Annotated in this window: 22 protein-coding genes and 2 pseudogenes; 8 read left to right on the forward strand and 16 right to left on the reverse strand. The window is 65.2% G+C overall.

What is annotated here, in order from left to right; translation table 11 throughout:
* Positions 1 to 82 precede the first annotated feature (82 nt).
* Together purE and ACFQ4G_RS11470 are read left to right on the forward strand one after the other, a co-directional pair.
* On the forward strand, positions 83 to 580 hold the full coding sequence (gene purE, locus ACFQ4G_RS11465; protein WP_238206375.1) for a 5-(carboxyamino)imidazole ribonucleotide mutase: 498 nt from the start codon (positions 83 to 85) through the stop codon (positions 578 to 580).
* Complete coding sequence (locus ACFQ4G_RS11470; RefSeq protein WP_238206377.1) at positions 577 to 1,680, forward strand: 5-(carboxyamino)imidazole ribonucleotide synthase; 1,104 nt, start codon at positions 577 to 579, stop codon at positions 1,678 to 1,680. The genes purE and ACFQ4G_RS11470 overlap by 4 nt, the downstream gene beginning before the upstream one ends.
* 7 nt (positions 1,681 to 1,687) lie before the next feature.
* On the opposite strand, the pseudogene ACFQ4G_RS11475 reads toward ACFQ4G_RS11470, so the two are convergent.
* Positions 1,688 to 1,870 (reverse strand): annotated as a pseudogene (locus ACFQ4G_RS11475) (helix-turn-helix domain-containing protein); the annotation flags it as partial.
* Between the two features lie 1,233 nt (positions 1,871 to 3,103).
* Here ACFQ4G_RS11475 and ACFQ4G_RS11480 point away from each other — a divergent pair.
* Together ACFQ4G_RS11480 and ACFQ4G_RS11485 are read left to right on the forward strand one after the other, a co-directional pair.
* Complete coding sequence (locus ACFQ4G_RS11480) at positions 3,104 to 3,433, forward strand: hypothetical protein (RefSeq protein ID WP_238206379.1); 330 nt, start codon at positions 3,104 to 3,106, stop codon at positions 3,431 to 3,433.
* A gap of 654 nt (positions 3,434 to 4,087) precedes the next feature.
* A complete protein-coding gene (locus tag ACFQ4G_RS11485; RefSeq protein ID WP_238206381.1) occupies positions 4,088 to 4,957 on the forward strand; it encodes a tetratricopeptide repeat protein in 870 nt (289 codons plus the stop codon).
* A gap of 564 nt (positions 4,958 to 5,521) precedes the next feature.
* On the opposite strand, the gene ACFQ4G_RS11490 is transcribed toward ACFQ4G_RS11485, so the two are convergent.
* From ACFQ4G_RS11490 to ACFQ4G_RS11515, 6 genes are all read right to left on the reverse strand, one after another.
* Positions 5,522 to 5,977: a GNAT family N-acetyltransferase gene (locus tag ACFQ4G_RS11490; RefSeq protein WP_238206383.1), complete on the reverse strand. Its 456-nt coding sequence runs from the start codon at positions 5,975 to 5,977 to the stop codon at positions 5,522 to 5,524.
* A 4-nt stretch (positions 5,978 to 5,981) separates the two neighbouring features.
* Entirely contained in the window at positions 5,982 to 6,977 is a 996-nt protein-coding gene (gene glpX / locus ACFQ4G_RS11495) for a class II fructose-bisphosphatase (RefSeq protein WP_238206385.1), read from the reverse strand.
* Between the two features lie 47 nt (positions 6,978 to 7,024).
* A complete protein-coding gene (locus tag ACFQ4G_RS11500) occupies positions 7,025 to 8,347 on the reverse strand; it encodes a homoserine dehydrogenase (protein WP_238206387.1) in 1,323 nt (440 codons plus the stop codon).
* 143 nt (positions 8,348 to 8,490) lie between these two features.
* The gene (locus tag ACFQ4G_RS11505) at positions 8,491 to 9,945 is read right to left on the reverse strand and encodes a sodium:solute symporter family protein (protein ID WP_238206389.1); all 1,455 of its coding nucleotides are present in this window, start codon (positions 9,943 to 9,945) and stop codon (positions 8,491 to 8,493) included.
* Positions 9,942 to 10,145, reverse strand: coding sequence for a DUF3311 domain-containing protein (locus ACFQ4G_RS11510; RefSeq protein WP_238206391.1), 204 nt, complete (start codon positions 10,143 to 10,145; stop codon positions 9,942 to 9,944). Before ACFQ4G_RS11510 ends, ACFQ4G_RS11505 begins: the two co-directional genes overlap by 4 nt.
* Before the next feature lie 94 nt (positions 10,146 to 10,239).
* On the reverse strand, positions 10,240 to 10,956 hold the full coding sequence (locus ACFQ4G_RS11515; protein ID WP_238206393.1) for a ceramidase domain-containing protein: 717 nt from the start codon (positions 10,954 to 10,956) through the stop codon (positions 10,240 to 10,242).
* Between the two features lie 93 nt (positions 10,957 to 11,049).
* Here ACFQ4G_RS11515 and xth point away from each other — a divergent pair, with 93 nt between their 5' ends.
* The 4 genes from xth (at position 11,050) to ACFQ4G_RS11535 (ending at position 14,595) form a co-directional block, all read left to right on the forward strand.
* Positions 11,050 to 11,844 (forward strand): exodeoxyribonuclease III, encoded by a 795-nt coding sequence (xth, locus tag ACFQ4G_RS11520; RefSeq protein WP_238206395.1) that lies wholly within the window; start codon positions 11,050 to 11,052, stop codon positions 11,842 to 11,844.
* A gap of 160 nt (positions 11,845 to 12,004) precedes the next feature.
* Complete coding sequence (locus ACFQ4G_RS11525) at positions 12,005 to 13,252, forward strand: DUF3419 family protein (protein ID WP_238206396.1); 1,248 nt, start codon at positions 12,005 to 12,007, stop codon at positions 13,250 to 13,252.
* Complete coding sequence (locus ACFQ4G_RS11530; protein WP_238206397.1) at positions 13,249 to 13,905, forward strand: class I SAM-dependent methyltransferase; 657 nt, start codon at positions 13,249 to 13,251, stop codon at positions 13,903 to 13,905. The genes ACFQ4G_RS11525 and ACFQ4G_RS11530 overlap by 4 nt, the downstream gene beginning before the upstream one ends.
* 66 nt (positions 13,906 to 13,971) lie before the next feature.
* On the forward strand, positions 13,972 to 14,595 hold the full coding sequence (locus tag ACFQ4G_RS11535; RefSeq protein ID WP_238206398.1) for a glutathione S-transferase family protein: 624 nt from the start codon (positions 13,972 to 13,974) through the stop codon (positions 14,593 to 14,595).
* A gap of 62 nt (positions 14,596 to 14,657) precedes the next feature.
* On the opposite strand, the gene ACFQ4G_RS11540 is transcribed toward ACFQ4G_RS11535, so the two are convergent.
* The 9 genes and pseudogenes from ACFQ4G_RS11540 to ACFQ4G_RS11580 form a co-directional block, all read right to left on the reverse strand.
* The gene (locus tag ACFQ4G_RS11540) at positions 14,658 to 15,557 is read right to left on the reverse strand and encodes a tetratricopeptide repeat protein (protein WP_238206399.1); all 900 of its coding nucleotides are present in this window, start codon (positions 15,555 to 15,557) and stop codon (positions 14,658 to 14,660) included.
* Positions 15,544 to 17,274: a dihydroxy-acid dehydratase gene (ilvD, locus tag ACFQ4G_RS11545; RefSeq protein WP_238206400.1), complete on the reverse strand. Its 1,731-nt coding sequence runs from the start codon at positions 17,272 to 17,274 to the stop codon at positions 15,544 to 15,546. The genes ACFQ4G_RS11540 and ilvD overlap by 14 nt, the downstream gene beginning before the upstream one ends.
* Before the next feature lie 518 nt (positions 17,275 to 17,792).
* Positions 17,793 to 18,602, reverse strand: a complete 810-nt coding sequence (gene eutC, locus ACFQ4G_RS11550) for an ethanolamine ammonia-lyase subunit EutC (protein WP_238206401.1) — start codon at positions 18,600 to 18,602, stop codon at positions 17,793 to 17,795.
* Complete coding sequence (locus tag ACFQ4G_RS11555) at positions 18,599 to 19,999, reverse strand: ethanolamine ammonia-lyase subunit EutB (RefSeq protein ID WP_238206402.1); 1,401 nt, start codon at positions 19,997 to 19,999, stop codon at positions 18,599 to 18,601. The genes eutC and ACFQ4G_RS11555 overlap by 4 nt, the downstream gene beginning before the upstream one ends.
* A gap of 111 nt (positions 20,000 to 20,110) precedes the next feature.
* A complete protein-coding gene (locus tag ACFQ4G_RS11560) occupies positions 20,111 to 20,971 on the reverse strand; it encodes a transglutaminase-like domain-containing protein (protein ID WP_238206404.1) in 861 nt (286 codons plus the stop codon).
* 157 nt (positions 20,972 to 21,128) lie between these two features.
* Positions 21,129 to 21,719: a LutC/YkgG family protein gene (locus ACFQ4G_RS11565; RefSeq protein ID WP_238206406.1), complete on the reverse strand. Its 591-nt coding sequence runs from the start codon at positions 21,717 to 21,719 to the stop codon at positions 21,129 to 21,131.
* On the reverse strand, positions 21,716 to 23,323 hold the full coding sequence (locus tag ACFQ4G_RS11570; protein ID WP_238206408.1) for a lactate utilization protein B: 1,608 nt from the start codon (positions 23,321 to 23,323) through the stop codon (positions 21,716 to 21,718). Before ACFQ4G_RS11570 ends, ACFQ4G_RS11565 begins: the two co-directional genes overlap by 4 nt.
* On the reverse strand, positions 23,320 to 24,063 hold the full coding sequence (locus ACFQ4G_RS11575; protein WP_238206410.1) for a (Fe-S)-binding protein: 744 nt from the start codon (positions 24,061 to 24,063) through the stop codon (positions 23,320 to 23,322). Before ACFQ4G_RS11575 ends, ACFQ4G_RS11570 begins: the two co-directional genes overlap by 4 nt.
* A gap of 93 nt (positions 24,064 to 24,156) precedes the next feature.
* Positions 24,157 to 25,032 (reverse strand): annotated as a pseudogene (locus tag ACFQ4G_RS11580) (thiamine pyrophosphate-dependent enzyme); the annotation flags it as partial.
* Between the last annotated feature and the right edge of the window lie 95 nt (positions 25,033 to 25,127).

Genomic DNA, 25,127 nt, shown 5'->3' on the forward strand with positions numbered 1-25,127 from the left:
GAGATCGGGTCGCCGGATGCTTCCCGGGATCGCGCCGCCGTGACCCTTCGGCCGTGATCGTCTCGGGAAGGAAGTGACGACGATGGCGGGAGCGCCCCCGGTCGCGATCATCATGGGAAGCCAGTCCGACTGGGCGACCATGCACCACGCCGCCGATACCCTCGATGCGCTCCGCGTGCCTCACGAGGCGTTCATCGTCTCCGCTCATCGCACGCCGGATCGTCTGGTCGCCTTCGCCAAGGGCGCGAAGCAGGCCGGGTACAAGGTCGTCATCGCCGGCGCCGGCGGGGCCGCGCATCTTCCGGGCATGACCGCCGCCATGACGTCGCTGCCGGTCTTCGGCGTCCCTGTGGAATCGAAGGCCCTGTCCGGCCAGGACAGCCTACTTTCCATTGTCCAGATGCCGGCCGGCATCCCCGTCGGCACCCTCGCCATCGGCCGCGCCGGCGCCGTCAATGCGGCTCTCCTGGCCGCTGCCGTCCTCGCCCTCACCGACACTGCCCTCGCCGAGCGCCTCGATGCGTGGCGTGCGGCGCAGACCGCATCCGTGGCCGAAAGGCCGGAGACACAGCTTCCGTGACCGACATCTCCCTCGCGCCCGGCTCCATCCTCGGCATCATCGGTGGCGGCCAGCTCGGCCGCATGATCGCGCTGGCGGCCGCCAATTACGGCCTCAAGGTCCATGTTTACGCCCCCGACGCCGAGAGCCCGGCCTTCGACGTGGCGGCCGAGACGACCTGCGCCGCCTATGACGATGCCGATGCGCTGGCCCGCTTCGCGCGGAGCGTCGACGTCGTGACCTACGAATTCGAGAACATTCCGCGTCAGACCGCCGATCTGCTGGCGCGCCACGCACCCCTGCGCCCGAGCGCCGACGCCCTCTCGACGACACAGGACCGGCTGTCCGAGAAGACCTTCATCAACGGCCTCGGCATTCCCACCGCACCGTTCCGGCAGATCGATACGCCGGACGACCTCGCCCGCGCCCTGGAGGCGATCGGCCTGCCGGCGGTGTTGAAGACCCGTCGCTTCGGCTATGACGGCAAGGGCCAGCGCATCATCCGGACCGCCGAGGAAGGCGACCGCAACGCGATCTTCGCCGAGTTCGGCGGCGCGCCGCTCATCCTCGAAGGGTTCGTGCCGTTCGAGCGCGAGGTTTCGGTGGTGGCAGCCCGTTCCGCCGATGGGAGCTTCGCCGCGTTCGATCTCTGCGAGAATAAGCACCGCGACCATATCCTGGCGCTCACCCGCGTACCGGCACCGAACCTGTCCGACGAGACCGCCCGCACCGCCGTGGGAATCGCCAGGCGGATCGCCGATGCGCTGGACTATGTCGGGATCCTCGCCGTCGAGATGTTCCTCGTGCGCGACGAGACCGGCGAACACCTGATCGTCAACGAGATCGCTCCGCGGGTGCACAATTCCGGGCACTGGACCATCGAGGGGGCAGTGACGTCGCAATTCGCTCAGCACGTGCGCGCCGTCTGCGCATGGCCGCTGGGCGATGCCTCGCGCGTCGCCAGCGCCTCGGTGGAGATGCAGAACCTCATCGGCGACGACGTGGGGGAATGGCAGGCGCTCCTCGCCGAGCCGGGCGCCCATCTGCATCTCTACGGCAAGGGCGAGTCCCGGCCGGGCCGCAAGATGGGCCATGTCACGCGGGTGATTCCGGCGGTGTGAGGACGAATTAGCCCCGCCGAAGGGCTTGGACATCCTTCGCCGACATGCCGAACCGCTGCCTGAAAGCCTTGTTGAAGCTGGGGGTGTCGGTGAAGCCGCACGCGTGCATCATGACGTTGATGGTCGTGCTGTCGTTGGAGGCCGATGTCAGCCAGCGATAGAGGCGGTCCAGGCGGGCATCGCGGATCGCCCTCGACGCTGACGGGACTGCCTTCGGTCAGAAGCGAGTTCATGTGCGCTGAAAGGAAGGCCGGTCGGCTGGCCGAAAACGCCTCGTGGGGAATGGACCGGCCGATGATGCCGAGACTCTTCAACGCGGTGTTTCGCAAGAATTCGAAGGCGCGTACGGGCTCGACGTGCTTCGTCGTTTCGACAGCCGTCAGCACCTTCGAGGGGGTGGAAACACACAACTCTAGACGGTTTTCGCTCGGAACTCACCGCCAGCGACCGGACTCACGTGCGAACCCGTGCATCTCGTCGCGCTTACGCTGAGTGCGCGATCCCTTGATCATCATCCGATCGCGCAACTGCCGATGGAGGGGTTGGTTTCCGTGCGATGTGCTGGGTTCGACTGCTCAAGCGGTGCCGGACATATGGTTTGGTCGAGATGTGCGATGACGGTGAGTGTGCCGCGCCGGTACCCCGAACCAAGATTTTGGGACGCAGAGACAACTCTCGCACATTGACCCTCGCCGATCGATGCCGGTATTGCGGGTGGCGTAACGCGCTCGTTGTTCTGTTGCCGGCATCATAAAGCAAGTCATTTTCTGTAAAGCTCGTTCCACTTCTCATGAGGTGGCCGGAGAATCGGCTGGAGTTTGATAATTAAACAGCACTTTGCCTTACGTTACTGCAGTCGTTTGGTCTGCAATTCGTGAGACATGAAGAAACACTAGACGAGCATAGTGACCGTGCTGCCGTCAAAATCGGTGATGATGCGAGTTTCAACTTCAGATAGAAGTGCAAGCCAGTGACATTCGATGCTTTAGATCAGGCTTACGAAGATATATATGTCGATACGTCGTTATTAGCCGATTTTTTTATGTCTGATAATTGGTCGAGATCGAGATATGTCCGGTGGGTTCGGTAATGGATGCCCGATGGGGCGATCCGTAATGACGTAAGCTGACCGCCGTAATAGGTCATGGATCTGATCGGCCGGGTAGAAAATTCGGGTCGCTCATGTTATTAACGGGTCCATCATCTTGGTGCCATTATATCCGACCCTGACGATGACTGGGACGCTAGCGGGATCGGAGTCGTTGGTAGGTACATATTGGTATGGAATTTGTCTCCACCTCATTTTATCTTGTGTGAATCTACGGCTCTCTGATCGGATACACTTTGATTTACAGACATTTAACGGAACAATTGTATATTCTTTTCGTGGCCGCTGGAAGCTGAATTTCAGGGCTCATTACAGATGAGCGCGCCAATAAATACAATCAATGTGAAAGGCCTCGTCGTGGAACGGACAATTGTCGCATTCGCTAAGCCCATCGCGCTCGGGTTTATTTGCTTCGTATCGATATTGTACATATCGAAGAATGTTGGAGCTGCATTCGTCATCAGCCTTGTCCCGTTGCTGTTGGGCTGGCTCGGAATCATGGAAACGTTCGCCTATGCGATTGCGGCGATGGTGTTCCTGGCGGCGGTTGCGTGGGCAGCGACGCCCGTATCCGTCAAGGGTATTCTGGCCGAACATTCGGAACGTGCACTCACCGATATCCAGCAGGAAATTAAGTCGCGATAGGGCTTGCCGGTTGTATCGGACGGATAAACGCAGACCGGTCCGGGTCGAACAGGGCAAGAGCCGCGAGGGTCTCTTCGCCATGCTCGGCCCTGTTCCGTCGACCCGGCCCAACTCGCCGATCCGCTCACGACCACCGTGCACGTGGCGAAGCCCCGTCGGCTTCCTCCTCGTTGGGAGGTGCAGTGCAGGTCTTAGGCCCGAGTCCGACATTCGCTTCGGCAGGGCCATCCGAAAGTCTTCGCCTCATCTGCGGTTCGAGGCCGGGCGGGCGAAAATATGCATCACGAATTTACGATCCGGGCACCGGACGTCTATCCGACGTTGCCGATCGAGGCATTGCGGGCCAGTCCTCGCGACCATGGGCAAGGGCGTCGAAACTGCGTCTTGCCGGACACACCCTGTCCTCGCCGTGACCCGCCGGACGGCGTTCGCGGCGCTGCGCGGAATCGGGCCATACCTTCGCCACATCGCGCCGCTTCAGCGGGTGAGCCGGCGAGTTTTAAGCGCGTCTTCACCGCGATGCGAGACTGTGCCGGTATTCGTCGTCTCCCCTGCATCCGAAGCGTTTCGAGGCGCGAGGTTGGACGGGATGACCGATGGCAGCGGACGGGAGCGTGCCTTGGGGGGCATGGCGATCCCGAGGGGAGAGGGGCAATGACGTTTGTGATGCCGCGCGCGAAGGCGGGTCTGGTCGGGGCGGTGGCAATCGCGGCTGCGCTGGCCGGATGTGAGACCTATAGTGGCGGCGGCGCTGCGACGCGCCAGTTCGCCGTGGTCGAGACCGACGCCACCGGCGCCACCAACGTCAATATCGCCTCCCTCAGCGAGGTGATCCAGCGCAACCCGAACGATGCCGGCGCCTACGTCACCCGCGGTGCGGCCTATGCCCGCTCGGGTCAGTTCAACGACGCCATCGGGGACTTCTCGAAGGCCGTGCAGATCGATCCGAATTCGGCCTCAGCCTACAACAATCGTGCGTTAGCCTACCGCCAGACCGGCCGCAACGATGCGGCCCTCGCCGATTTCTCGAAGGCCATCTCGGCCGATCCGAGCTACGGCCCCGCCTATATCGGCCGCGCCAACGTTCTGCGCGCGCAGGGCGATCTCGACGGCGCGACGTCGGACCTCAACCAGGCGATCCGACTGACGCCGGAATCGGCCGAGGCCTATCATGCGCGCGGCCTCGTGCGTCAGCGCCAGGGCCAGAACACCCAGGCCATCGGCGATTTCGACGCCGCCATCGACCGCAACCCCTTCGTCGCGGCACCCTACGCCGCCCGCGGTCAGAGCCTCATCGCCACGAAGCAGTTCGACAAGGCGATCGAAGATTACAACGCTGCCCTCAACGTCAACAACAAGGACGCCAGCTCCTGGGCCTATCGCGGCCTCGCCTACGAAAAGTCGAACCGCAAGAAAGAGGCGATGGAGAGCTATCAGCGCGCAGCCCAACTCGATCCGGGCAACGCAGTGGCCAAGCAGGGGCTCGGACGCGTCCAGGGCGGCGTCGGCTCGCTGTTTAACTGAACGTCCGGACGATGCGCCGGACCAGCGCGCTCGCCGTCGTTGCGTCGACGGTCCTCGCGCCGTGGTCGAGCGCCGGCGTTCTCGCGCAGACGGATACCGGCCGCCAGGCCTCGTCCGATCTCGCGACGCTCGAGCGATTCATCGCGTCGAACAGGGGCGATGGCGGGGGCACGGCCTGTGTATAGGCCGCGTCTCCAAACCCTGCCTCGACGCGCCCCATGGTGTCTCCACCATGGGGATGGACAGCTACTTCGGCCGTGAGACTGCGGCCTGGGACACCCTTCTCGACCGAACCTACAAGGATGTGGGCGCGGCGATGAGCGAGAATAGTCGCCTCTATCTCCGTGCGCACAACGCGCTTGGGTCGCGTTCCGTGACAAGACCTGCGACGTGACAAGGCCTGCGAATGGCCTGAGCTGGTCTATTCGGGCGGCTCGATCGTCGGGCCGCTCGGCGGCGAATGCATGCAGACCCAGACGGCCCGGCAGGTTCTCGATCTCGGTCAGATCAAGGCTGCGCTGAGCGAGGGCGGGCAAAAAGTGACCAGTGCGGCGGCTCCCGCCGTCAGCGCGCCGGAAAGATCCGCCGATACTGTATGAAACCCGATCGGTCGGCGAGCGTGTCGTAGAGCGCGCGGGCGGGCGCATTGTCCTCCATCGTCAGCCAATAGACCCGGTCGGCGCTGGCGAGATGGGCTTCCGTCGTCACCGCTTCGATGAGGGCTCGGGCCACGCCCCTGCCCCGCGCCGACGGTGTGGTGAACAGATCCTGCAGGTAGCAGTAGGGTCCGCGTGTCCAGGCGGAGGCGTGGAAGACGTAGTGGACGAGGCCGACGATCTCGCTATCCGCTTCCGCCACCAGGGCGTGGAGCGGCACCAGCGGGTCATGGAGGCGCGACCATGTCAGGTCGCGCATCGCCGGGCCGAGGGAAGCCCGGTAGAAGTCGAGATAATCCGACCACAATCTCTCCCAGGCCTCCCGCTCGTCTGGCCGTACCGGGCGGATGATCGGACCCGACATGCCTTCAGGCCTCGAACCGCTCGGGCCGGCGGTGCTCCCCGATGATGCGTCGGACCGTGCCAGTGGAGGAGCGATAGACCACCGTCTCGGTCACGATCATGCCGGGCTTGAACCGCACGCCCTGCAGGAGCGCGCCATCGGTGACGCCGGTCGCGGCCACGATCACGTCGCCGCGTGCCATGTCGGCAAGCTCGTATTTCCGGTTCGGATCGGTGATGCCCATGCGGGCGGCGCGCTCGCGCTTGTCGTGGCTGTCGAGGATCAACCGGCCCTGCATATGGCCGCCGATGCAACGCAGTGCGCCGGCCGCGATCACGCCCTCGGGGGCCGCGCCGATGCCGAGATAGATGTCGGCGCCGGTCTCGTTGGGGCTCGTCGTGTGGATGATGCCGGCGATGTCGCCGTCCGAGATCAAGCGGATTCCCGCACCGGTCTCGCGTACGGCCGCCACGAGTGCCATGTGGCGCGGCCGGTCGAGGATGATCGCCGTGATCTCGGCCGGATCGCAGCCCTTGTGGCGGGCGAGCGCAGCGATGTTGTCAGCGGGGCTGGCATCGAGGTCGACGAGGCCCTGCGGGTAGCCGGGACCGATGGCGATCTTCTGCATGTAGACGTCGGGCGCGGCGAGGAGCGAGCCGTGCTCGGCCAGGGCCATCACGGCGATGGCACCCGGCATGTCCTTGGCGCAGAGGGTCGTACCTTCCAGGGGATCGACGGCGATGTCCACCTGCGGGCCGGCCCCGGTTCCGAGTTGCTCGCCGATGAACAGCATCGGCGCTTCGTCGCGCTCACCCTCGCCGATGACGACGGTCCCGTTGATGGGCAGGAGGTTGAGTTCGCGTCGCATGGCGTCGACGGCGGCCTGGTCTGCCTCCTTCTCCCGCCCCTGCCCGCGCAGGCGAGCGGCGGCGATGGCGGCGCGTTCGGTCACGCGCGCTAGTTCGAGGCTCATGGTGCGGGACACCAGACTTCCCACCATCCCGACAAAGTCGTCCGCCATCTTGGTCCCGTCCCTCACTGGTATCTGGGCCGCGATGGGCGGCCTTCTTATTCGCGTTCGATCCTGATCAATTGCGGCGCTTCGGCCAGGAGTCCATCCGCCGCGATGGCGTCGAGCGCCGCACGGATGGTGCCCTCGGTGGCGGCGTAGGTGATCAGCACCAGGGGGACCGGCTGGCCGGAGCGGCCATGCGGGTCCTTCGTGGCGGCGCTTTCCGAGCGGCGCTGCAGGATGCTCTCGATGGAGATGTCACGCTCGGCCATCCGCGTCGCGACGCCGGCCGCGACGCCGGGCCGGTCATGCACGGTGAGGCGGATGTAGTAGCCGCCCTCGTGCCGCTGCATCGCCACCCGCTCGGACGGAGCGAGGCTCGCGGCGGGGCGCCCGAAGGTCGGGCGCGCGACACCGGCCGCGATGTCGGCAATGTCGGCGACCACCGCCGAGGCCGTCGCCTCGCCGCCGGCTCCAGGACCGATCAGGGTGAGTTCGCCCACCGCATCGGCGTCGATGGTCACGGCGTTGGTGACCCCCATCACCTGGGCGATGGCGGAGGATTTCGGCACCATGGTCGGGTGCACGCGCTGCTCGATCCCGCCCTCGGCCACCTGGGCGACGCCCAGGAGCTTGATCCGGTAGCCGAGTTCTTCGGCCATGGTCAGATCCAGGGGCTGGATCGCCGAGATGCCCTCGACCGAGACGCCTTCGGCGTCGATCTCCACCCCGAAGGCGAGGCTGACGAGGATGGCGAGCTTGTGCGCGGTGTCGAAGCCCTCGACGTCGAAGGTCGGGTCGGCCTCGGCATAGCCCAAAGCCTGCGCGTCCTTGAGGCAGGCCTCGAAGGTCAGGCCCTCGCGCTCCATCCGGGTGAGGATGTAGTTGCAGGTGCCGTTCATGATTCCGTAGACGCGCGACACGGCATTGCCTGTCAGGCCCTCGCGCAGGACCTTGATGACCGGAATGCCTCCGGCGACCGAGGCCTCGTAGGCGAGCGTCACGCCCTTGGCTTCGGCGGCCTTCGACAGGGCGGCGCCGTGATGAGCGAGAAGCGCCTTGTTGGCGGTGACGACATGCTTGCCCGCCGCAATGGCGGCTTCCACCGTCGCCTTGGCCGGCCCTTCCGAGCCGCCGATGAGCTCCACGACGCAATCGACCTCGACCGACGAGGCCAGCGCCACGGGATCGTCGAACCAGGTCACGCTGGTGAGATCGAGGCCGCGGTCGCGGGTCTTGTCGCGCGAGCACACGGCGGTGACGCGCACCTCACGGCCCGTGGCGGCGGCAATTGCCTCAGCACGGCGAGCCACCATCCGGACGACGGAAGCGCCGACGGTGCCGAGACCGGCGACGCCGAGGCGGAGGCTCTGTGACATGGACGTGATCCGTATCTGACTGCGCTCGGCCGCGCGCGGTTCGCGCGTCGATCGAGCGTACGCTCGACGCCGCTCCCTCGAACGGCGCGTTCTTCTGCAACGAATCCCGGGAACGCGCAAGAAAACCGCGACGAAGCGCGGCTTTATCGAACCACCACGGGAGCCGGCCTGAGAGCGCTGACAAGCCCGGCAACGACCAGGTTGAGCGCCAGCGCCACGATACCGGTGTTCAGGTCGTGAAAGGCGGTGGGCAGGAATGGAACCAGCGTACCGATGGTGGCCCCACTCAAGGTCATGACCGTGACGGCGGCGACGCCGGTCACGAGGCCGGCGATGGCGCCATCTCGCGTCAGCGGGTTGTTCAGCAGGAGACTCGTGACCAGCGACGGGAAGAGCTGCGTCACGAAGCTGTAGCCCAGCAGCAGGAGCTGAACGATTGTCTCGCCGCCTTGCAGGGTGAAGCCGACGCAGACGAGGGCCAGGATCGGCACGACGAACTTCGCGAGCCGTGCGGTGGCGGCATTCGTCGTGCCTGGGCGCATGGGTCGGTAGAGATTGTTCGCAATGAGTGTTGCCCCCGACATCAGGATCATCGATCCCGGCACCAAAGCGGTGAGCACGCCAGTGGCGCCGATGATGCCGACGAACCAGGGCGGGAAGCTCTGGATCGCGAGGCGGAACAGCGAGAGGTCGACCTCCGGGCCCTTCAATCCCGGCACCTGCAGGATGGCGGCGAAGCCGACCAGGAAGACGAACAGGTTGATGAGCTGGTAGATCGGCAGGATCACGGCATTGCGCCGGAATGCTCCCGCGTCCTTCGCGGTGTAGAGGGAGGCGAAGGTGTGCGGCCACATATAGGCGCCGAGGGCCGTGAGCAGGGTTGTGGAGGCGAACCAGACCGGGCTCTGACCCTTATCGGGCAGGGCGAGGAAACCGGGCTTGGCCGCCTCGATCGCTTCGAACATCGCCGTGAAGCCGCCGTAATAGTGCAGCGGCAGGTAGATTCCCAGGAACAGGACCACGACGAGGATCATCGTGTCCTTGATGACCGCGGTCCAGGCCGATCCGCGCACCCCCGACACCATCACGTAGGCGGTCACGGTGGCGGCACCGATCCAGATCGCTGCCCATGGCGGTACGACGCCGTAGGACGCCGTGGCGACGATGATGCCGAGGCCCTTCAGCTGCAGCACCATGTAGGGAACAAGGGCCACGATGCCCACGAGGGCGACGAGGATTCCCAGGAGCGGGCTATCGTATTTTGCGGCGAAGAAATCCGGCTGCGAGAACAGCCTGCGTTCCTTGGCATAGGTCCAGATCGGCGGAAGCAGCCAATAGGACGTGACGTAGGCGAGGGTGATGTAGCAGAGGATGTAATAGGCGGGGCCGCCCTTGCCGTAGGCCCAGCCGCTGCCGCCGAGGAAGGTGAAGGTGGTATAGATCTCGCCCGCCATCAGCAGGAAGACGAGCATGGTGCCGAAGCCGCGGCCGCCCACCGTCCATTGCTCCAGGCTCATCTCCTCGCCTGAGCGAGCCCGTACGCCGACCGCCAGCGCGACGACGACGGAAGCGGCGATGATGGGAAGGGCCGCGTTCATCGGCCCCCTCCCTCGGTCCGGTTGGACGGATCGCACAGGTAGATCACGCCCATCACCACCGATGTCATCAGCACCCAGAAGACCAGCCAGGCGAGCAGCAAGGGCATGCCGAAGACGAAGGACGTCACCCTATTGAAGACGAAAGGTCCGATCAGCATGCCAAGGAAGGGCAGGACGGCCAGCCATCTCACGTAGACCATGCGCGGGTATCTCCTCCCGTTGGTCCTGCCAGGAAGCGCGACGGGAAGACGATACGCAACCCGTCATCGGCAAACATTCCGGTGAGGATATGCCTCACGAACCCCGCGGCGAATCCATCGTTTCCGTCTTGAACCGGAAGACGATACGGATCAGCCCATACAGCACGCCGGCATTGAGGATGTGCCAGAGGAAATGGGTGCCGACGGGTAGGCTCGGGCAAAGCCTTGCATCCAAGGTCCGGAAGGTCAGAGACAGGCCAAAGAGCGCGGCCACGATCAGCAGCGACAGGCCGGCGCGCCGGCGTGCCGGACCCGACGCGCAGCTCTGCGGCATCAATAATCCGACCGCGACGCCGACCAGGGCCAGGATGGCCGGCACGTAGGCGATCGAGCCATTGCTGAGCCTTTCGATCGAGCGGCCGGTCAGCACGTCGAGGGCAGGCTCCAGCCCGGCCGCGAAGATGGCGAAGGCCATCGTCGCCAGGATCGCGGGCAGCGGGGAAAGCCCGAGAAGGCGCCGCATGGCGAGGAGAAAATAGGCGTAGATGAAGAGCGCGATCGGAATGACGTCGGCCAGCATCGACCACCACACCGCGAAGGTGTGAAACAGGAACGAGCCGATGCCGACGATGGCGACGAGCGCTGCGAGCGCCGCTGCGGCCGGGTCACGCCGGAAGCCGACGAGGCGGAAGGCCAGGAACGCGGCGATGAGGAAGGCGCCGTTCGAGACCGCGTTGAGCGGTTCGGCCCAGAAGCCCGCGTCGCCGCGCTCGCAATAGGCCCGGATCGGTGCGAACCAGTCGTCGGACATCTCTGCTCTCCCGTCGCCCGAAAGGTCACGCCTTGTCAGTCCGGCGCGAAGGGCCGATGACGGGCCGCCACCTCCGACCGGATCTCGAAGCCCATGCGGATCGCTACCTGGAACGTCAATTCGATCAAGCAGCGGGTCGGACATCTCCTCGGCTTCCTCGACGAAGCCAAGCCGGACGTGGTCTGTCTGCAGGAATTGAAGTGCCAGGACGAGGGCTTTCCCCGCGCCGAGATCGAGGCGGCGGGCTATGCGGTCGAAACTCTGGGGCAGAAAGCCTATAACGGCGTCGCGCTGCTGGTCCGTGCGCCGCTCGCGATGAGCGAAATCCGCCGCGGGCTGCCCGGCGACGACAGCGACGAGCAGTCCCGCTACATCGAGGCGCTGATCTCCGGCGAAGACGCAGCGCCGGTGCGGGTCGCCTCGATGTATCTGCCCAACGGCAATCCGGCGCCGGGGCCGAAATACACCTACAAGCTCGGCTTCATGGACCGGCTCATCGCCCATGCGCATGCGCTCATGCTCGACGAGCAGGCTCTGGTGCTGGCGGGCGACTACAACGTGATCCCCGAACCGGAGGACGCCGCCGACCCGGCCGCCTGGGTGAGCGACGCGCTGTTCCTGCCCGAGACCCGCACGGCCTTCCGCACGCTTCTTGCCGAGGGCTTCACCGAGGCTCTGCGGGCCTGCGACCCGAAGGCCGGTCTTTACACGTTCTGGGACTATCAGGCCGGCTGCTGGCAGCGGAACCAGGGCATCCGCATCGATCATCTGCTCCTCTCCCCCCAGGCCGCCGACCGCCTCGTCTCGGCCTCGGTGCAGAAGCACCTGCGCGGCCTCGATAAGCCCTCCGACCACGTGCCGGTGACGATCGAACTGACCTCGCGCTGAGCCGGCTTGCAGGGGATGAATTCCTTGGGCGGCAGCGTGCAGGCGAACCAACCGTCCGTCGCGGGAGCCGGCGGCAGATGATCCTTCGTCACCGGACGGTCATGCGGATGCCGTAACGGCCCTGGCGTCGATCACGCCAACCAGCGACGCGAGAGTTCGCATGACGCGCGCAGCCCGGGCCATCCGCCGCGAGACGAGCCTCGGGCTCAACCAAGCGGTTCATCGCAACCGGGCGCTGTCGAGAGCGGGCCTGTCGGAGCGCCTGTTCACGGCAGCCTTCAGCGGGTTGGTCTATCCGCAGATCTGGGAAGACCCCGTGGTCGATATGGCGGCGCTGCGCCTGCAGCCCGACGACCACGTCGTCACCATCGCCTCGGGCGGCTGCAACGCGCTCTCCTACCTGACCGCCGATCCGGGCCGGATCAGCGCCGTCGATCTCAACGGAGCGCATGTGGCGCTGGGACGGCTCAAGCTCGCCGCCCTCGAACACCTTCCCGACCATGCCGGATTCTTCGGGTTCTTCGGCCGCCCGGATCGAGCGGAGAACGTCGCCGCCTACGACGAGACCATCCGGCCGCATCTCGACCCGGCGTCCCGTGCCTATTGGGAGGCGCGGCGGCTCGACGGAAGGCGGCGCATCTCGGCGTTCGGGAACGGCTTCTATCGCTACGGTCTGCTCGGCCGCTTCATCGGTGCCGGACACTGGCTCGCCCGCCGCTACGGCTGTGACCTCGGCGCAGTGCTGAAGGCGCGCGACATGGAGGAACAGCGGGCGATCTTCGAGACAGATATGGCGCCGCTCTTCGAGAAGGCCTTCATCCGTTGGCTGATCCGGCAACCGGCCTCGCTCTACGGCCTCGGCATCCCGCCCGCGCAATACGTGGCCCTCGCCGGCGACGAGGCCGGAGGCATGGCGGCCATCCTGCGTCACCGCCTGGAGAGGCTGGCCTGCGGTTTCCCGATCCGCTCCAACTACTTTGCCTGGCAGGCCTTCGGCCGCGCTTACGATACCGCCCCCGACGCGTCGCTGCCGTCATATCTCCAGGCCGGCCATTACGAGGCGCTGCGCCAGCGTGCCGGACGCCTCAGCTTCCGCCAGCAATCCATGACCGAGTTCCTGCGTGCTAGCTCGGCCGCGAGCGTCGACGCCGTCATCCTCCTCGACGCGCAGGATTGGATGACGGATGCCGACCTCACCGATCTGTGGACCCAGATCACCCGCACCGCGCGTCCCGGCGCCCGGGTTATCTTCCGGACGGCGGCGGATGAACGCCGCCTTCCGGGTCGTGTACCGGATTCCATCCTCGGTGCCTGGGACTATGCCGAGGAGGAGAGCCGCCGGCTCGGCGAGCAGGACCGCTCGTCGATCTACGGTGCGTTCCACCTCTACAGGCTGGCCTCTTCATGAGCGAAGCGGCGCGCCTGATGGACCGGATGTACCGGCGCCAGCGCTACATCTACGATGCCAGCCGGAAGTTCTACCTCCTCGGTCGAGACAGGATGATCGCGGAGCTGGCCCCTCCGACCGGCGGCAGCGTGCTGGAAATCGGATGTGGGACCGGGCGCAATCTGCTGCGAATCGCCCACACTTATCCAACCGTCCGCTGCTTCGGCCTCGATGTCTCGGGTGAAATGCTCCATACGGCTGGCCGCGCCGTCGCACGGGCCGGTCTCGGTCATCGCATCCGTTTCGCCAGGGGTGACGCCACGGCCTTCGACCCCGCCGCCATGTTCGGCGAGGCTGAGTTCGATAGGATCGTGATCTCCTACGCTCTTTCGATGATCCCGCCCTGGCGCGCGGTCCTCGCCGAAGCGGCCGGGCATTTGGCGCCGGCCGGTGCCCTGCACGTGGTCGATTTCGGAGATCAAAACCGCCTGCCCGGGCCCGCGCGATGGGCTCTCAACCATTGGCTCGCGGCCTTCGACGTGACCCCGCGACACGATCTGCCCCAGATGCTCCCTGAGCTGGCGCGGCAGGAAGGGCGACACGTCCGGGTGCGGCAGCTTTTTGGCGGCTATGCCGTCCACGGGGTGATCGAACGGGATCGTCGCACTATCTGAAATGGGGTGTGGCCTTGGCCATCGCGCCTGGCCATCCCCTCCCAACACGACAGGTTTTTTCTCCGCATGATTCTCTATGGCACCAGCTATTCGCCCTTCGTCCGCAAGATCCTCGTCACCCTCGCCGAGAAGGACGTGGCCTTCGAGCACAAGCCGGTCTTCTTCCACGCGCCGGACGAGGCGTTCCAGGCCTGCAGCCCGCTCGGCAAGATCCCGGCGATCGAGGAGGATGGCTTTCGTCTGGCCGATTCATCGGCGATCTCTGCCTATATCGAAGCCAAGCACCCGACTCCCGCCCTGTGGCCCGCGGCGGCGAAGGACCGCGCCCGCGCCGTCTGGTTCGACAAGTTCGGAGATACCGAGCTGTTTCCTGTACTGATCAAGCCGTTCGTCGAGCGCGTCGTGAAACCCGTCATGATGGGCAAGACCGGCGACGAGGCCGTGGTTGCCAAGGCGCTGACGGAGGAGTTGCCGAAGCTCTACGATTATCTTGAGAGCCAGATCGACGGCCCCTATCTCGTCGGCAATGCTTTCAGCATCGCCGATATCGCGATCGTGACGGGTTTCCACAACCTTCGGGTCGCGAAGGAGAAGGTCGATGCAGCGCGCTGGCCGAAGCTCGCTGCTTATGTCGACGCTACGCTGGAGCGTCCGTCTTTCGTGAAGGCGGTGGCAGCGAAGACGAACTAGGCTGTCGAGGGGCGAAACCCGCTTTACGACACGCTCGCCGGGCCCGCGGCCCGGCTATTTGTCTAGCGCTTTCGTCTAGCCGATCCCGTCACCTGGGCCTGCGCTTGAAGAGCCTGGGCCTGGGCTGCGGCCTTCTCCTCTTCGCTGGCCGTCGCCCAGGCCTTATCGGAGAGCGCGACGATCCAGTCGTCTTTACGCCCCTGAGCCGATTCCCGAGCCAGCGACAGCCACATCAAGCCGCGAGCACGTTGTACCGGAACACCCTGCCCGGTGATCAGCAGGTCACCCAGCAGTGCCTGGGCCGGAGCGTGACCCTTCTCGGCCGCGAGATTGAACCAGCGTGCCGCTTGACGCGGATCCGCATCCACGCCCGTCCCCTCAAGATAGAGACGAGCGAGATTGTACTGCGCGTTCGGGTCACCGAAATACGACGCCGCATAGTTGAACATGTCGTAGGCCCGCTCCGGGTTCGCGCGCACATAGGTGCCCTTGATCCCGTCGAGGAAGTACGTGCCGAGGGCGGTGAAGGCGCTGGCGACAACCCCCGAATTCTGGGTGTCCGGTCCGTCATCGGTATTGTCGTCGGCGATGCGAGAGAAGAACTCGAACGCCTTCAGATCGTCATGGGGTACGCCGTCGCCCTCGGCATACATCCGGCCGAGCTTCCACAAAGCGAGGGCATGGCCCTGGCCGGCGGCGTATTCGAGGGCGCGGGCGGCCCCTTCCTTGTCGCCGGCATTGTAGTCGCGAACGCCGGAGCGCAGGGCTTCGCGGGCCGTGCGATAGCTGCCCGCCGCGGGCACGGGCGTGCGCGCAGCGGGATCGAGCGCGAGCGCCGAGGTCGCACCGACGAGGAGCAGGCCGAGGGCCGTCACCGTCCGCCTGACCCGACGAGCGGCGCGACCGGGATCGGCCCCTGCCGGCCGCGAGGGCCGGCGAAGGTCAGTCCTAGACATCCGCATAGGTCTGAATCTCCTCCGCGCCCCCCGGATGGGTGACGGCACCGTCCACCGCAGGACCGACGGTCTGCATGTACTTCCAGAGGTAGCCGGAGGTCGCGGTGTTGGTCCGCGGCGTCCATTCCGCCCGGCGCCGGGCGAATTCCTCGTCGGTCACCGCCACGTCGAGCGTGCCCTTGATCGCGTCGAGGGTGATCATGTCGCCGTCGCGGATCAGGCCGATCGGCCCGCCGATGGCGGCCTCGGGGCCGACATGGCCGACGCAGAAGCCACGGGTCGCGCCCGAGAAGCGACCATCGGTGATGAGCGCCACCTTGTCGCCCATGCCCTGCCCGTAGAGCGCAGCGGTGGTCGAGAGCATCTCGCGCATGCCGGGACCACCCTTCGGGCCCTCGTATCGGATGACGAGAACCTCGCCCTCCTTGTAGGTGCGCTTCTGGACCGCCTCGAAACAGGCCTCCTCGCCGTCGAACACGCGGGCCGGGCCGGTGAAGACCTGCTTGTCCTCCGACATGCCGGCGACCTTCACGATGGCGCCCTGGGGCGCGAGGTTGCCGCGCAGGCCGACGACGCCGCCGGTGACGGTGATGGGCGCGTTGGCGGGGCGGACCACGTCCTGGTCCGGGTTCCAGGCCACATGCTCCATGTTCTCAGCAATGGTCCGCCCGGTGACCGTCATGCAGTCGCCGTGAATGAAGCCATGGTCGAGGAGCGTCTTGATCAGCAGCGGGATACCGCCGACCTCGAACATGTCCTTGGCGACGTAGCGGCCGCCCGGCTTCAGATCGGCGATGTAGGGCGTGCGCTTGAAGATCTCGGCCACGTCGAACAAGTCGAACTTGATGCCGCATTCATGCGCAATGGCCGGCAAATGCAGGGCCGCGTTGGTGGAGCCGCCCGAGGCCGCGACGGCGGCCGCCGCGTTCTCGAGACTCTTGCGGGTGACGATGTCGCGCGGGCGGATGTTCTTGGTGATGAGTTCCATCACTTTCTCGCCCGCCGTCATGCAGAATCTGTCTCGGATCTCGTAGGGAGCCGGCGCGCCGGCCGAGTAGGGTAGCGCGAGGCCGATGGCCTCGGAAACGGTGGCCATGGTGTTGGCGGTGAACTGCGCGCCGCAGGCGCCGGCCGAGGGACAAGCGACCTGTTCCAGTTCGTCGAGATCCTCGAGTGTCATGTCGCCGACGGCGTGCTTGCCCACCGCCTCGAACAGGTCCTGCACCGTGACCGGCTTGCCGCGGAACGAGCCGGGCAGGATCGAGCCGCCATAGATGAAGATCGACGGCACGTTGAGGCGCACCATGGCCATCATCATGCCCGGCAGGGACTTGTCGCAGCCGGCGAGACCCACGAGGGCGTCATAGGCATGGCCGCGCATGGTCAGCTCGACCGAATCGGCGATGACCTCGCGGGACGGAAGCGAAGCGCGCATGCCGACATGGCCCATGGCGATGCCGTCGGTGACGGTGATGGTGCAGAACTCGCGCGGCGTGCCGTTGGCGGCGGCGACGCCCTTCTTCACCGCCTGCGCCTGACGCATCAGCGAGATGTTGCAAGGCGCGGCCTCGTTCCAGCAGGAGGCGACGCCCACCAGCGGCTGGTGAATCTGCTCCTTGGTGAGGCCCATGGCGTAGAGATACGAACGGTGCGGAGCCCTCTCGGGACCCTCCGTGACGTGGCGGCTCGGAAGCTTCGACTTGTCTGTGGTACGCGCGTCCATCGTCCCTCTCGGCCCCCGTCTCATACGCTTCGGGTGAAGCCCGGCCGCTGGCCGTGAACGCAGCGGCGCCCAACGCTGCCTAAGCGGTGGTCGGCCCCGTCGGACGCAGCCTCGGAATTCAGCGGTAAAGCGTTGGGGAAACTATCGTTTACCGCGGACGCTGAGGTGGTCCCGGTTTATGGCGGGATCGCGGCGAATGAAGGCGTGTCCCAAGGCGAAGTCGGGATGCTTTCGCGGTGTTGCGACCCCGCCACAGCCACGCTTGCGGCAAGTTCAGCGGTGCCTCTTCAAATCGATCCGGCCGGCAGTTTCTATACGCGCGCAGGTAAGCCTCGACGAAGCAAGGTAAATTCATCGTCGGAGAATCGGTTATCCTGCCGTGCCCGGACTGGATCGAGGACAAAGACGGCTGTTGTGGGTTATCCTGCCGCCTTCGCACCGCCATGGTCCTGCGTCTTCTGCAGGGAAAGCAGCCCGGATGGCCGGGATGCCTATCCTTCGCCGACCGCTAAGGCTCCTCAGGCTTTCGACGCGGTGTCGACCCTGTCTTCCAGCGCCTGCTGGCGTGGCGGCGGTTCGAGTTCGGGGCCGCTGCCGTCCTTGAGATTTACGCCGGTGATCCCGCGCAGGAAGGCCTCGCGCAGGAGCCAGTCGAGCTTGAACGCTGCGAGATCATGCGAGAGGCCGGCAGGCCGGACGTTGGAGATGCAGTTGCGCTCGGCATCCGAACGCCCAACGCGCGGGTCGAGGGTCAGATAGATGCCGAGGCTATCGGGCGAGGACAGGCCCGGTCGCTCACCGATGAGGACGGCGACGGCGCGGGCCTTCAGCGCCGCCCCGATCCCGTCGCCGAGGGCGACCCGCCCCTGCGTCGCCACGACAATGGGAGCCAGAGTCCAGCCGGCCTTGTCGATATGCGGCTTGAAGGCGGCGAGGAATCCCGCGGCGCCCTCATGCACCGCTCGGGCGGAGAGCCCGTCAGCCACCACGATGGCGAGGTCTGCCGGCTCGGATGGACGATCGTTCAATGCCCTCGCGCCCTCCTCGCTCAGCGTCCGACCGAGATCGGGCCGGCGCAGATAGGTCGCCCGATCCGGTGCGGCGGAGGCGAGAGTGAGCGTCGGATAGCCGAGAGCCTCGATCTTCGCGCTGATCTCGCCCGCATCCATCGGCGTATGGACCGCGTCGCGAGCCTGGGCATGGGCGAGGCCGAAGCGCAAGACCTCGATGGTGGGGAGGCCGGTTCCGGCTCGGCCGAGACCGATCCGTGCTGGGGTCAGCCGGCTCAACCTGGCCCAGGGATCCATCGTCGCGTCATCGTTGCTCATGCGGCGATCCCCTTCTCACCGGACAGGCCGGGTGCGGCCGCGATGAGCCTGGCGCTCGGACCTTCCGGGAGGAGCGCGCCATCCGCTTCGGTGAGGCCGATCTGTTCGAGCCACGCCTCGAATTCCGGGGCGCGCTTCAGGCCGAGCACCTCGCGCACGTAGAGTGAGTCGTGGAAGGATGTGGATTGATAGTTGAGCATGACGTCGTCTGCACCGGGAATGCCCATGACGAAGGTGCAGCCGGCCGCTCCCAGCAGGGTCAGGAGCGTGTCCATGTCGTTCTGGTCGGCTTCGGCATGGTTGGTGTAGCAAACGTCGCAGCCGAGCGGCAGGCCCATCAGCTTACCGCAGAAATGGTCCTCCAGCCCGGCCCGGATGATCTCCCGGCCGTCATAGAGATATTCCGGCCCGATGAATCCCACCACGGTATTGACGAGGAGCGGCCGGAACGGGCGCGCCACGGCGTAGGCCCGTGCCTCTAAGGTCTGCTGGTCGATGCCGTGATGGGCGTTGGCCGAGAGCGCCGAGCCCTGCCCGGTCTCGAAATACATGCAGTTGTCGCCCACCGTTCCACGCTTCAGCGCGAGCGCCGCCTCGTGCGCCTCCTTCAGGATCGGGAGGGTGACGCCGAAACTGGCATTGGCTTTCTGCGTGCCTGCGATGGATTGGAACACGAGATCCACTGGCAGCCCGCGGTTCATCGCCTCGATCGTGGTGGTGACGTGGGTGAGGATGCAGCCCTGCGTCGGGATCGCGAGACGCTGGATCAGGTCGTCGAAGAGATGCAGCAGGCCGCTGAGCGTCGATACCGAATCCGAGGCTGGGTTGAGCCCGATCACGGCGTCGCCGCACCCGTAGGATAGCCCGTCGACGATGGATGCCGTGATGCCGGCGGCATCGTCGGTGGGATGGTTCGGCTGGAGCCGTACGGACAACCGGCCGGGCAGGCCGATGGTGTTGCGGAACTTCGTCACCACCCTGCATTTGCGTGCCACCAGGATCAGGTCCTGGTGACGCATGATCTTCGAGACGGCGGCGGCGATCTCCGGCGTGATGCCGGGAGAAATCCGGATTAGTGTCTCGGGCGTCGCCTTGATCAGAAACTCGCGGAAGTCGCCGACGGTGAGATGGGCGATCTCCCGGAAGGCGACTGCATCGTGGGTATCGAGGATGAGACGGGTGACGTCGTCTTGCTCGTAAGGAATGAGAGGTCTTGCCAGGATCTCCGACAGCGGGACCTCGGAGAGGCACCAGCGGGCAGCCATCCCCTCCTCTGCCGATTCCGCTGCAATTCCGGCGAGCCGATCTCCGGACCGCAGCGGCGTCGCCTTGGCCATCAGAGCGGCGAGGTCGGCGAAGACGTGAGTCTTGGGACCGACGACGTGACGATAGGTCATTTCTCAACGCTCCTGCATCACCACACTCGCATTGTCGCATGGATCCTGGCGAGAACCTCTCTACGGTCCGGGATCACAGGACCCGTTGATCCTGCCGTACCGAAGGTCTCTCTATGCCGCTCCTGCATGCGGCGCCGGCAACTCCGTGGAGATCGCGTCCACCGTGCGCTGAGGCGGGCTGCCAAGCCCGTCGGACCGGGCGATGCGGATCTGCTGGTTGACCGGCTGCATGTTGCCGTAGGGCGTCGAGAACGCGATCTCAGCCGCATCTCGACCGACGCCGATGCGGACCAATCCATCGAGGTCGGCCTGCCGCGTGGCATCGAACAACCACCAGCGGCCATCGAGATAGGCTTCGAACACCGCATGGAAGTCGCTCGGCACCAAGCCATGAGCGTAGCAGCTCACGAAACGTGCCGGAATGCCTAGTGCCCGGCAGAAGGCCGTACCGATATGCGCGAAATCGCGGCACACGCCCGCGCGCTTGAGCAGGCTCTCGTCGGCCGTCGTCTCGCCGTCGCTGGTGCCGGGCTGGTAGGTCAGGTGATCGTGAATCCAGTTGCAGATCGCGTTGACGCGCTGATGCCCCTTGGGATGCGCCCCGAACTCGGCCCGCGCGAAGGGTGTCAGCCGGTCGGACGAGACGAAACGGCTCGGCAACAGGAAAGGCAAGATATCGAGCGGAAGCTGCGAGATCGGCGTCTCGTTGATCGTGGCGGGATCGGCCCGGTGGACCGTGAGCTCGACCTCGGCATTGTACTCTAGCGAGAATTGACCGGCCGGCACGTTCACGCCGAGGTAGCGGTTCTGCAGATCGGGCGAGATGTAGACTTCGCGCTTGAGGTCGGGCCTCAGTATCAATGTCTCGCCGAGAATTTCGACACTCTTGAGGCGGGCTACTTCGATATTGAAGATGAAGGTCGTGTCCGAAAGTATGTTATAAGACAGACTGCAGCCGAGCGTGTAGCGCATGGAAGCTCCTTCCTCCGTTGTGGAAGTCCTAGCAAGGATTACGCCCTTCGCATCGACAAAGATCCTCCGCTGAAGGTTGAGTTCGGTCGCTTCTGCTGGCCATATGCATGCGGAGCATGGCGTCCCGCTCCTCGCGGCCTGACATGCTCCGCTAACGTCAGCCGCGCGGGAGCAGGATCACCGTCAGCGAGCGCACGCCCTGCGCGCCGTGGATCAGCACGCCTTCGATATCGGCAGTGGCCGAGGGACCGGTATGCAGCACGGCATAAGCTGCGGAGGCGAAATCTGACCGGCGATAGGCTGCCTGGATGTTGACGAGGATGTTGGCGGGATCGAGCAGGACGACGAGGTGCTGGGCAAGGTAGGCCACTGAATTGACCTTCAGTTCTTCCTCGGTAAACAGGACGGATCCGGTCTCGGCCACGCCGAACACCGCGCGTACGATGGCGACGTCGACATCGGCGAGGTCCTTCGGCAGGGCGACCTGTGAAAGGTCGCGATTGCCATCGATCTCGGGTACCGCTGATGCGATGATCTTGGCGGATGCCAGTCGTTCGCGCACGGAGGCGAAAGCGTCCCCGCCTTCAGGCGAGCCGATTCGTCCTCCCATACGCTTCAGGCGTTCGCCGAACTCGATCACGAGATCATCACCGACGAGGGGGGCGAAATCCGGGATGTCCGGTAGCGGGTGACTCCCAGCGGGACGGTTCCGGCGGATGCGTGCGAGGGTCTCTTCACGGGCGCTCATTCGATGCCGCCCTTTTCCGTCTTCGCGGCTTTCGCTGGATCCATCCGGTTCTGCTTGTACCAATTGTGGAAGCTCTGGCGCGGGCTGTCGGGCATCTCGCGGCCCTTCCCCCAGGTATTGAGCGGATTGTAGACCGCAAAGCGCGGCAGCACCCTCAGGGCAGAATCAGCGGCCCCGATCGCGGCGCGATAGGCGGCCGGCCGGCTCAGCATCTGTCCCGCCGCCTTCATCATCCCCTGCTTCAGGAGCGGGATCTGGTGCTCTTCCGCCAGCACCTTGCGCCAGGCGAAGATCTGCTCGTGGATGTTGATCTTCACCGGGCAGACATTGGTGCAACTCCCATTCATCGTCGAGGAGAACGGCAGGGTCGAGTATTTCCGCTTGTTGAAGGTCGGGTCGATGATGAGGCCGATCGGCCCGGAATAGGTGGCGCCGTAGGATAGGCCACCGCTGCGCCGATAGACCGGGCAGGTGTTCATGCAGGCGCCGCAGCGGATGCATTTGAGCGAGGTCCAGAACTCCTCCATCCCGAGCCGCTCGGAGCGACCGTTATCGACCAGCACCATGTGCATCTCGCTCCCTTCGCGGAGCGCGCGGAAATGCGAGGTGTACTGGGTGATCGGCGAGCCCAGCGCCGAGCGCGCGAGCAGGCGCAGAAAAACCCCGAGATGCTCGATCCGCGGGATCAGCTTCTCGATGCCGATGGAATGGATCTGGAGCTTCGGTACATTGCCCGAGAGGTCCGCATTGCCTTCGTTGGTGCAGGTCACCACCGTGCCGGTCTCGGCGATGGCGAAGTTGCACCCTGTCATGCCCGCATCGGCTTCGAGGATGAGAGGCCGCGTATGCATGCGCTGGCTCTCGGCGAGATAATGGGCATCATCGTTCTCGGGGTCCGTACCCATGGTCTTGGCGAAGACCGCGGCCACGTCGAACCGTGTCTTGTGCACCGCCGGCACCACCACGTGGCTCGGCTCCTCGTTGTCGAGTTGCTGGATGCGTTCGCCCAGGTCGGTCTCGATCACCTCGATGCCGGTGCCCGCCATATAGTGCCGGAAGCCGCATTCCTCGGTGAGCATCGACTTCGATTTGATCAAGGTCTTGGCGCCGTGATCCTTGAGGATGCCGTGGACGATGCGGTTGTGGTCGGCCCCGTCGGCGGCCCAATGCACATGGACGCCGTTGGCCTTGGCATTCGCCTCGAACTCTTCGAGGTAGCGGTCGAGATTCGAGAGCGTATGCGCCTTGATCGCCGAGGCGAGTTCCCGCAACTCCTCCCATTCGGGGATGCCGAAGGCGGCGGTATCGCGCTTCTTGCGCAGGTCCCAGAGGCGCTCGTCATGAGCCTTCTGGTGAAGCGGCGCGGCGAGGAAACGTTCGGCGGCTTCCGCTTGGTCGATCGGGCGGTTGCCACGGATCCTGGCGCCTCGCGGCTGTGGTTCGCGGGCCGCCTTGATCTTGGGCTCCGCACCGATGGGTCGTGTCGTCGCCTCGGCATGGTCGAGGCGACGACCATCCTGGCCACGCTCGCCTTCGTCGCTCGGCTTGGCGACATCGGGATGGATCAACCGGTCGCGGGGGCCGCTTTCATCCTCAGCGCTCATGCCGAGACTCCATTGAGGATGCAGGCGATGTGGATGAACTTCAGCGGGACACCGATCCGGGCGGCGCAGCCCTTCTGGTGCATCATGCAGGACGAGTCGGACGAGACGACGTATTCGGCGCCGGCTCGGCTGTGGTCGCTGACCTTATCGTAGCCCATCTTGGCCGACACGGCCGGCTCGAAAACGCTGAACGTTCCGCCGAAGCCGCAGCATTCGTCCGGTCGGGACGGTGTGACGATCTCGATGCCCCTTACCTTCGAGAGAAGATCGAGGGGCTTCGAATAGGCCGGCTTGTTGAGCTCCGACGGCCGCGCGTGGTGGATGCCGCGCAACGCATTGCAGTTCGAGTGGTAGCCGACCTTGTGCGGGAACTCGGCCCAAGGAAATTCTTCGACCTTCAGGACGTCGTGGAGGAACTCCACCAGTTCGAAGGTCTTGCCCCGCACCGCCTTCACCTCTTCCGTTTGCGGTATCGCCGTGAGGTGCTCGCGCACTTGATGCACGCATGAGCCGGATGGGGCGACGACGTAGTCGAACGGGGCGAAGTTCTTGACGAAGAGCGCTTCCGTCGCAGCGGCTTCGGCATGACAGCCGGTATTCGTCATCGGCTGGCCGCAGCAGGTCTGATCGAAAGGATAGGCGACGTCGAGGCCGAAACGTTCCAGCAATTCCAGTGTCGCGATGCCGACTTCAGGCTCGAAAGCGTCGACGTAGCACGGCACGAACAGTCCGATGCGCATGGAAAGCGGCTTCTCTCCTGGGATGCGGCATCGCTCAACGCATGGATGCCGCATCGACGTTCAGTTTGGATACGTTCAAAGGTCTCACTTCCTCTATCGGAGGATGTTCGTCTTGGCGAGATCGAGAACCGAATCACCTCGCCCGCTCATCACCGCACGCAGCATGTAGAGACTGAAGCCCTTCACCTGCTGCCCGTCGATTTTGGGGGGAATCGACAGTTCCTGGCGGTTCACCACGACGTCGAGCACCGCCGGCCCATCATGGGCGAGCACCTCGCGGATGGCGCCCTCCAACTCGGCGGGATCTTCCACCCGCACTGCATGGAGGCCGACGGCGCGCGCCATGGAGGCGAAATCCGGATTGTCGAGTGCGACGCCTGTCTCGAGGTAGCCCGCGGCGTTCATTTCCATCTCGACGAAGCCGAGAGAGCCGTTGTTGAAGATCACCACCTTCAGCGGGAGCTTCTCCTGCCGCAGGGTCAACAGGTCGCCCATCAGCATGGCGAAGCCACCGTCGCCGGATAGCGAGACAATCTGTCGGCCGGGAGAGGCCGCCTGCGCTCCGATGCCCTGCGCCATGGCGTTGGCCATCGATCCATGGACCCAGGAGCCAAGAAGCCGCCGCTTGCCATTCATCTTCAGGTAGCGTGCCGCCCAGATCGTCGGTGTGCCGACATCCGCGGTGAAGACCGCATCATCCGCCGCTGCCTCGCTCACGAGCTTGGTGAGATATTGAGGATGGATCGGCGTCTTCGCCGATTTCAGCCCGAACCAGCCCTTTGTCGGCGTCCCGGTGGCGAGGTCGTCGAGGTCTTCGCGTGCCTTGGCGTAGTGCTTCAGACTGGCGTCGAGCCAGGAGCAATCTGACTTGACACCGAGCTTCGGCAGAAGCGCGGTGATGGTGTCGCGCACGTCTCCGACCAGGCCGAGGGTCAGTCCAGTACGCCGCCCGAGTTGCTGTGCCCTCAGAGTCTGTCCGGCATCATGATGTTTTCTGACAGAGCTTTCGGGTCATTAGGCGGATGGAGGCCAAGAGGACGAACGCTCGCCCTTTCCGGCTTTTG

The sequence above is a fragment of the Methylobacterium marchantiae genome (genome assembly GCF_042679825.1).
Classification (GTDB): Bacteria; Pseudomonadota; Alphaproteobacteria; order Rhizobiales; family Beijerinckiaceae; genus Methylobacterium; species Methylobacterium marchantiae.

Bases quoted from the DNA above. Each gene is read 5' to 3' on its own strand.
- ACFQ4G_RS11535 (WP_238206398.1), top strand. From the start codon at position 13,972: ATGATTCTCTATGGCACCAGCTATTCGCCCTTCGTCCGCAAGATCCTC.
- ACFQ4G_RS11560 (WP_238206404.1), bottom strand. From the start codon at position 20,971: ATGCGCTACACGCTCGGCTGCAGTCTGTCTTATAACATACTTTCGGAC.
- ACFQ4G_RS11480 (WP_238206379.1), top strand. From the start codon at position 3,104: ATGAGCGCGCCAATAAATACAATCAATGTGAAAGGCCTCGTCGTGGAA.
- ACFQ4G_RS11490 (WP_238206383.1), bottom strand. From the start codon at position 5,977: ATGTCGGGTCCGATCATCCGCCCGGTACGGCCAGACGAGCGGGAGGCC.
- glpX (WP_238206385.1), bottom strand. From the start codon at position 6,977: ATGGCGGACGACTTTGTCGGGATGGTGGGAAGTCTGGTGTCCCGCACC.
- ACFQ4G_RS11485 (WP_238206381.1), top strand. From the start codon at position 4,088: ATGACGTTTGTGATGCCGCGCGCGAAGGCGGGTCTGGTCGGGGCGGTG.
- ACFQ4G_RS11565 (WP_238206406.1), bottom strand. From the start codon at position 21,719: ATGAGCGCCCGTGAAGAGACCCTCGCACGCATCCGCCGGAACCGTCCC.
- ACFQ4G_RS11530 (WP_238206397.1), top strand. From the start codon at position 13,249: ATGAGCGAAGCGGCGCGCCTGATGGACCGGATGTACCGGCGCCAGCGC.
- ACFQ4G_RS11555 (WP_238206402.1), bottom strand. From the start codon at position 19,999: ATGACCTATCGTCACGTCGTCGGTCCCAAGACTCACGTCTTCGCCGAC.
- purE (WP_238206375.1), top strand. From the start codon at position 83: ATGGCGGGAGCGCCCCCGGTCGCGATCATCATGGGAAGCCAGTCCGAC.
- ACFQ4G_RS11570 (WP_238206408.1), bottom strand. From the start codon at position 23,323: ATGAGCGCTGAGGATGAAAGCGGCCCCCGCGACCGGTTGATCCATCCC.
- ACFQ4G_RS11510 (WP_238206391.1), bottom strand. From the start codon at position 10,145: ATGGTCTACGTGAGATGGCTGGCCGTCCTGCCCTTCCTTGGCATGCTG.
- ACFQ4G_RS11540 (WP_238206399.1), bottom strand. From the start codon at position 15,557: ATGCGGATGTCTAGGACTGACCTTCGCCGGCCCTCGCGGCCGGCAGGG.
- eutC (WP_238206401.1), bottom strand. From the start codon at position 18,602: ATGAGCAACGATGACGCGACGATGGATCCCTGGGCCAGGTTGAGCCGG.
- ACFQ4G_RS11505 (WP_238206389.1), bottom strand. From the start codon at position 9,945: ATGAACGCGGCCCTTCCCATCATCGCCGCTTCCGTCGTCGTCGCGCTG.
- xth (WP_238206395.1), top strand. From the start codon at position 11,050: ATGCGGATCGCTACCTGGAACGTCAATTCGATCAAGCAGCGGGTCGGA.
- ACFQ4G_RS11525 (WP_238206396.1), top strand. From the start codon at position 12,005: ATGACGCGCGCAGCCCGGGCCATCCGCCGCGAGACGAGCCTCGGGCTC.
- ACFQ4G_RS11500 (WP_238206387.1), bottom strand. From the start codon at position 8,347: ATGTCACAGAGCCTCCGCCTCGGCGTCGCCGGTCTCGGCACCGTCGGC.
- ilvD (WP_238206400.1), bottom strand. From the start codon at position 17,274: ATGGACGCGCGTACCACAGACAAGTCGAAGCTTCCGAGCCGCCACGTC.
- ACFQ4G_RS11515 (WP_238206393.1), bottom strand. From the start codon at position 10,956: ATGTCCGACGACTGGTTCGCACCGATCCGGGCCTATTGCGAGCGCGGC.
- ACFQ4G_RS11575 (WP_238206410.1), bottom strand. From the start codon at position 24,063: ATGCGCATCGGACTGTTCGTGCCGTGCTACGTCGACGCTTTCGAGCCT.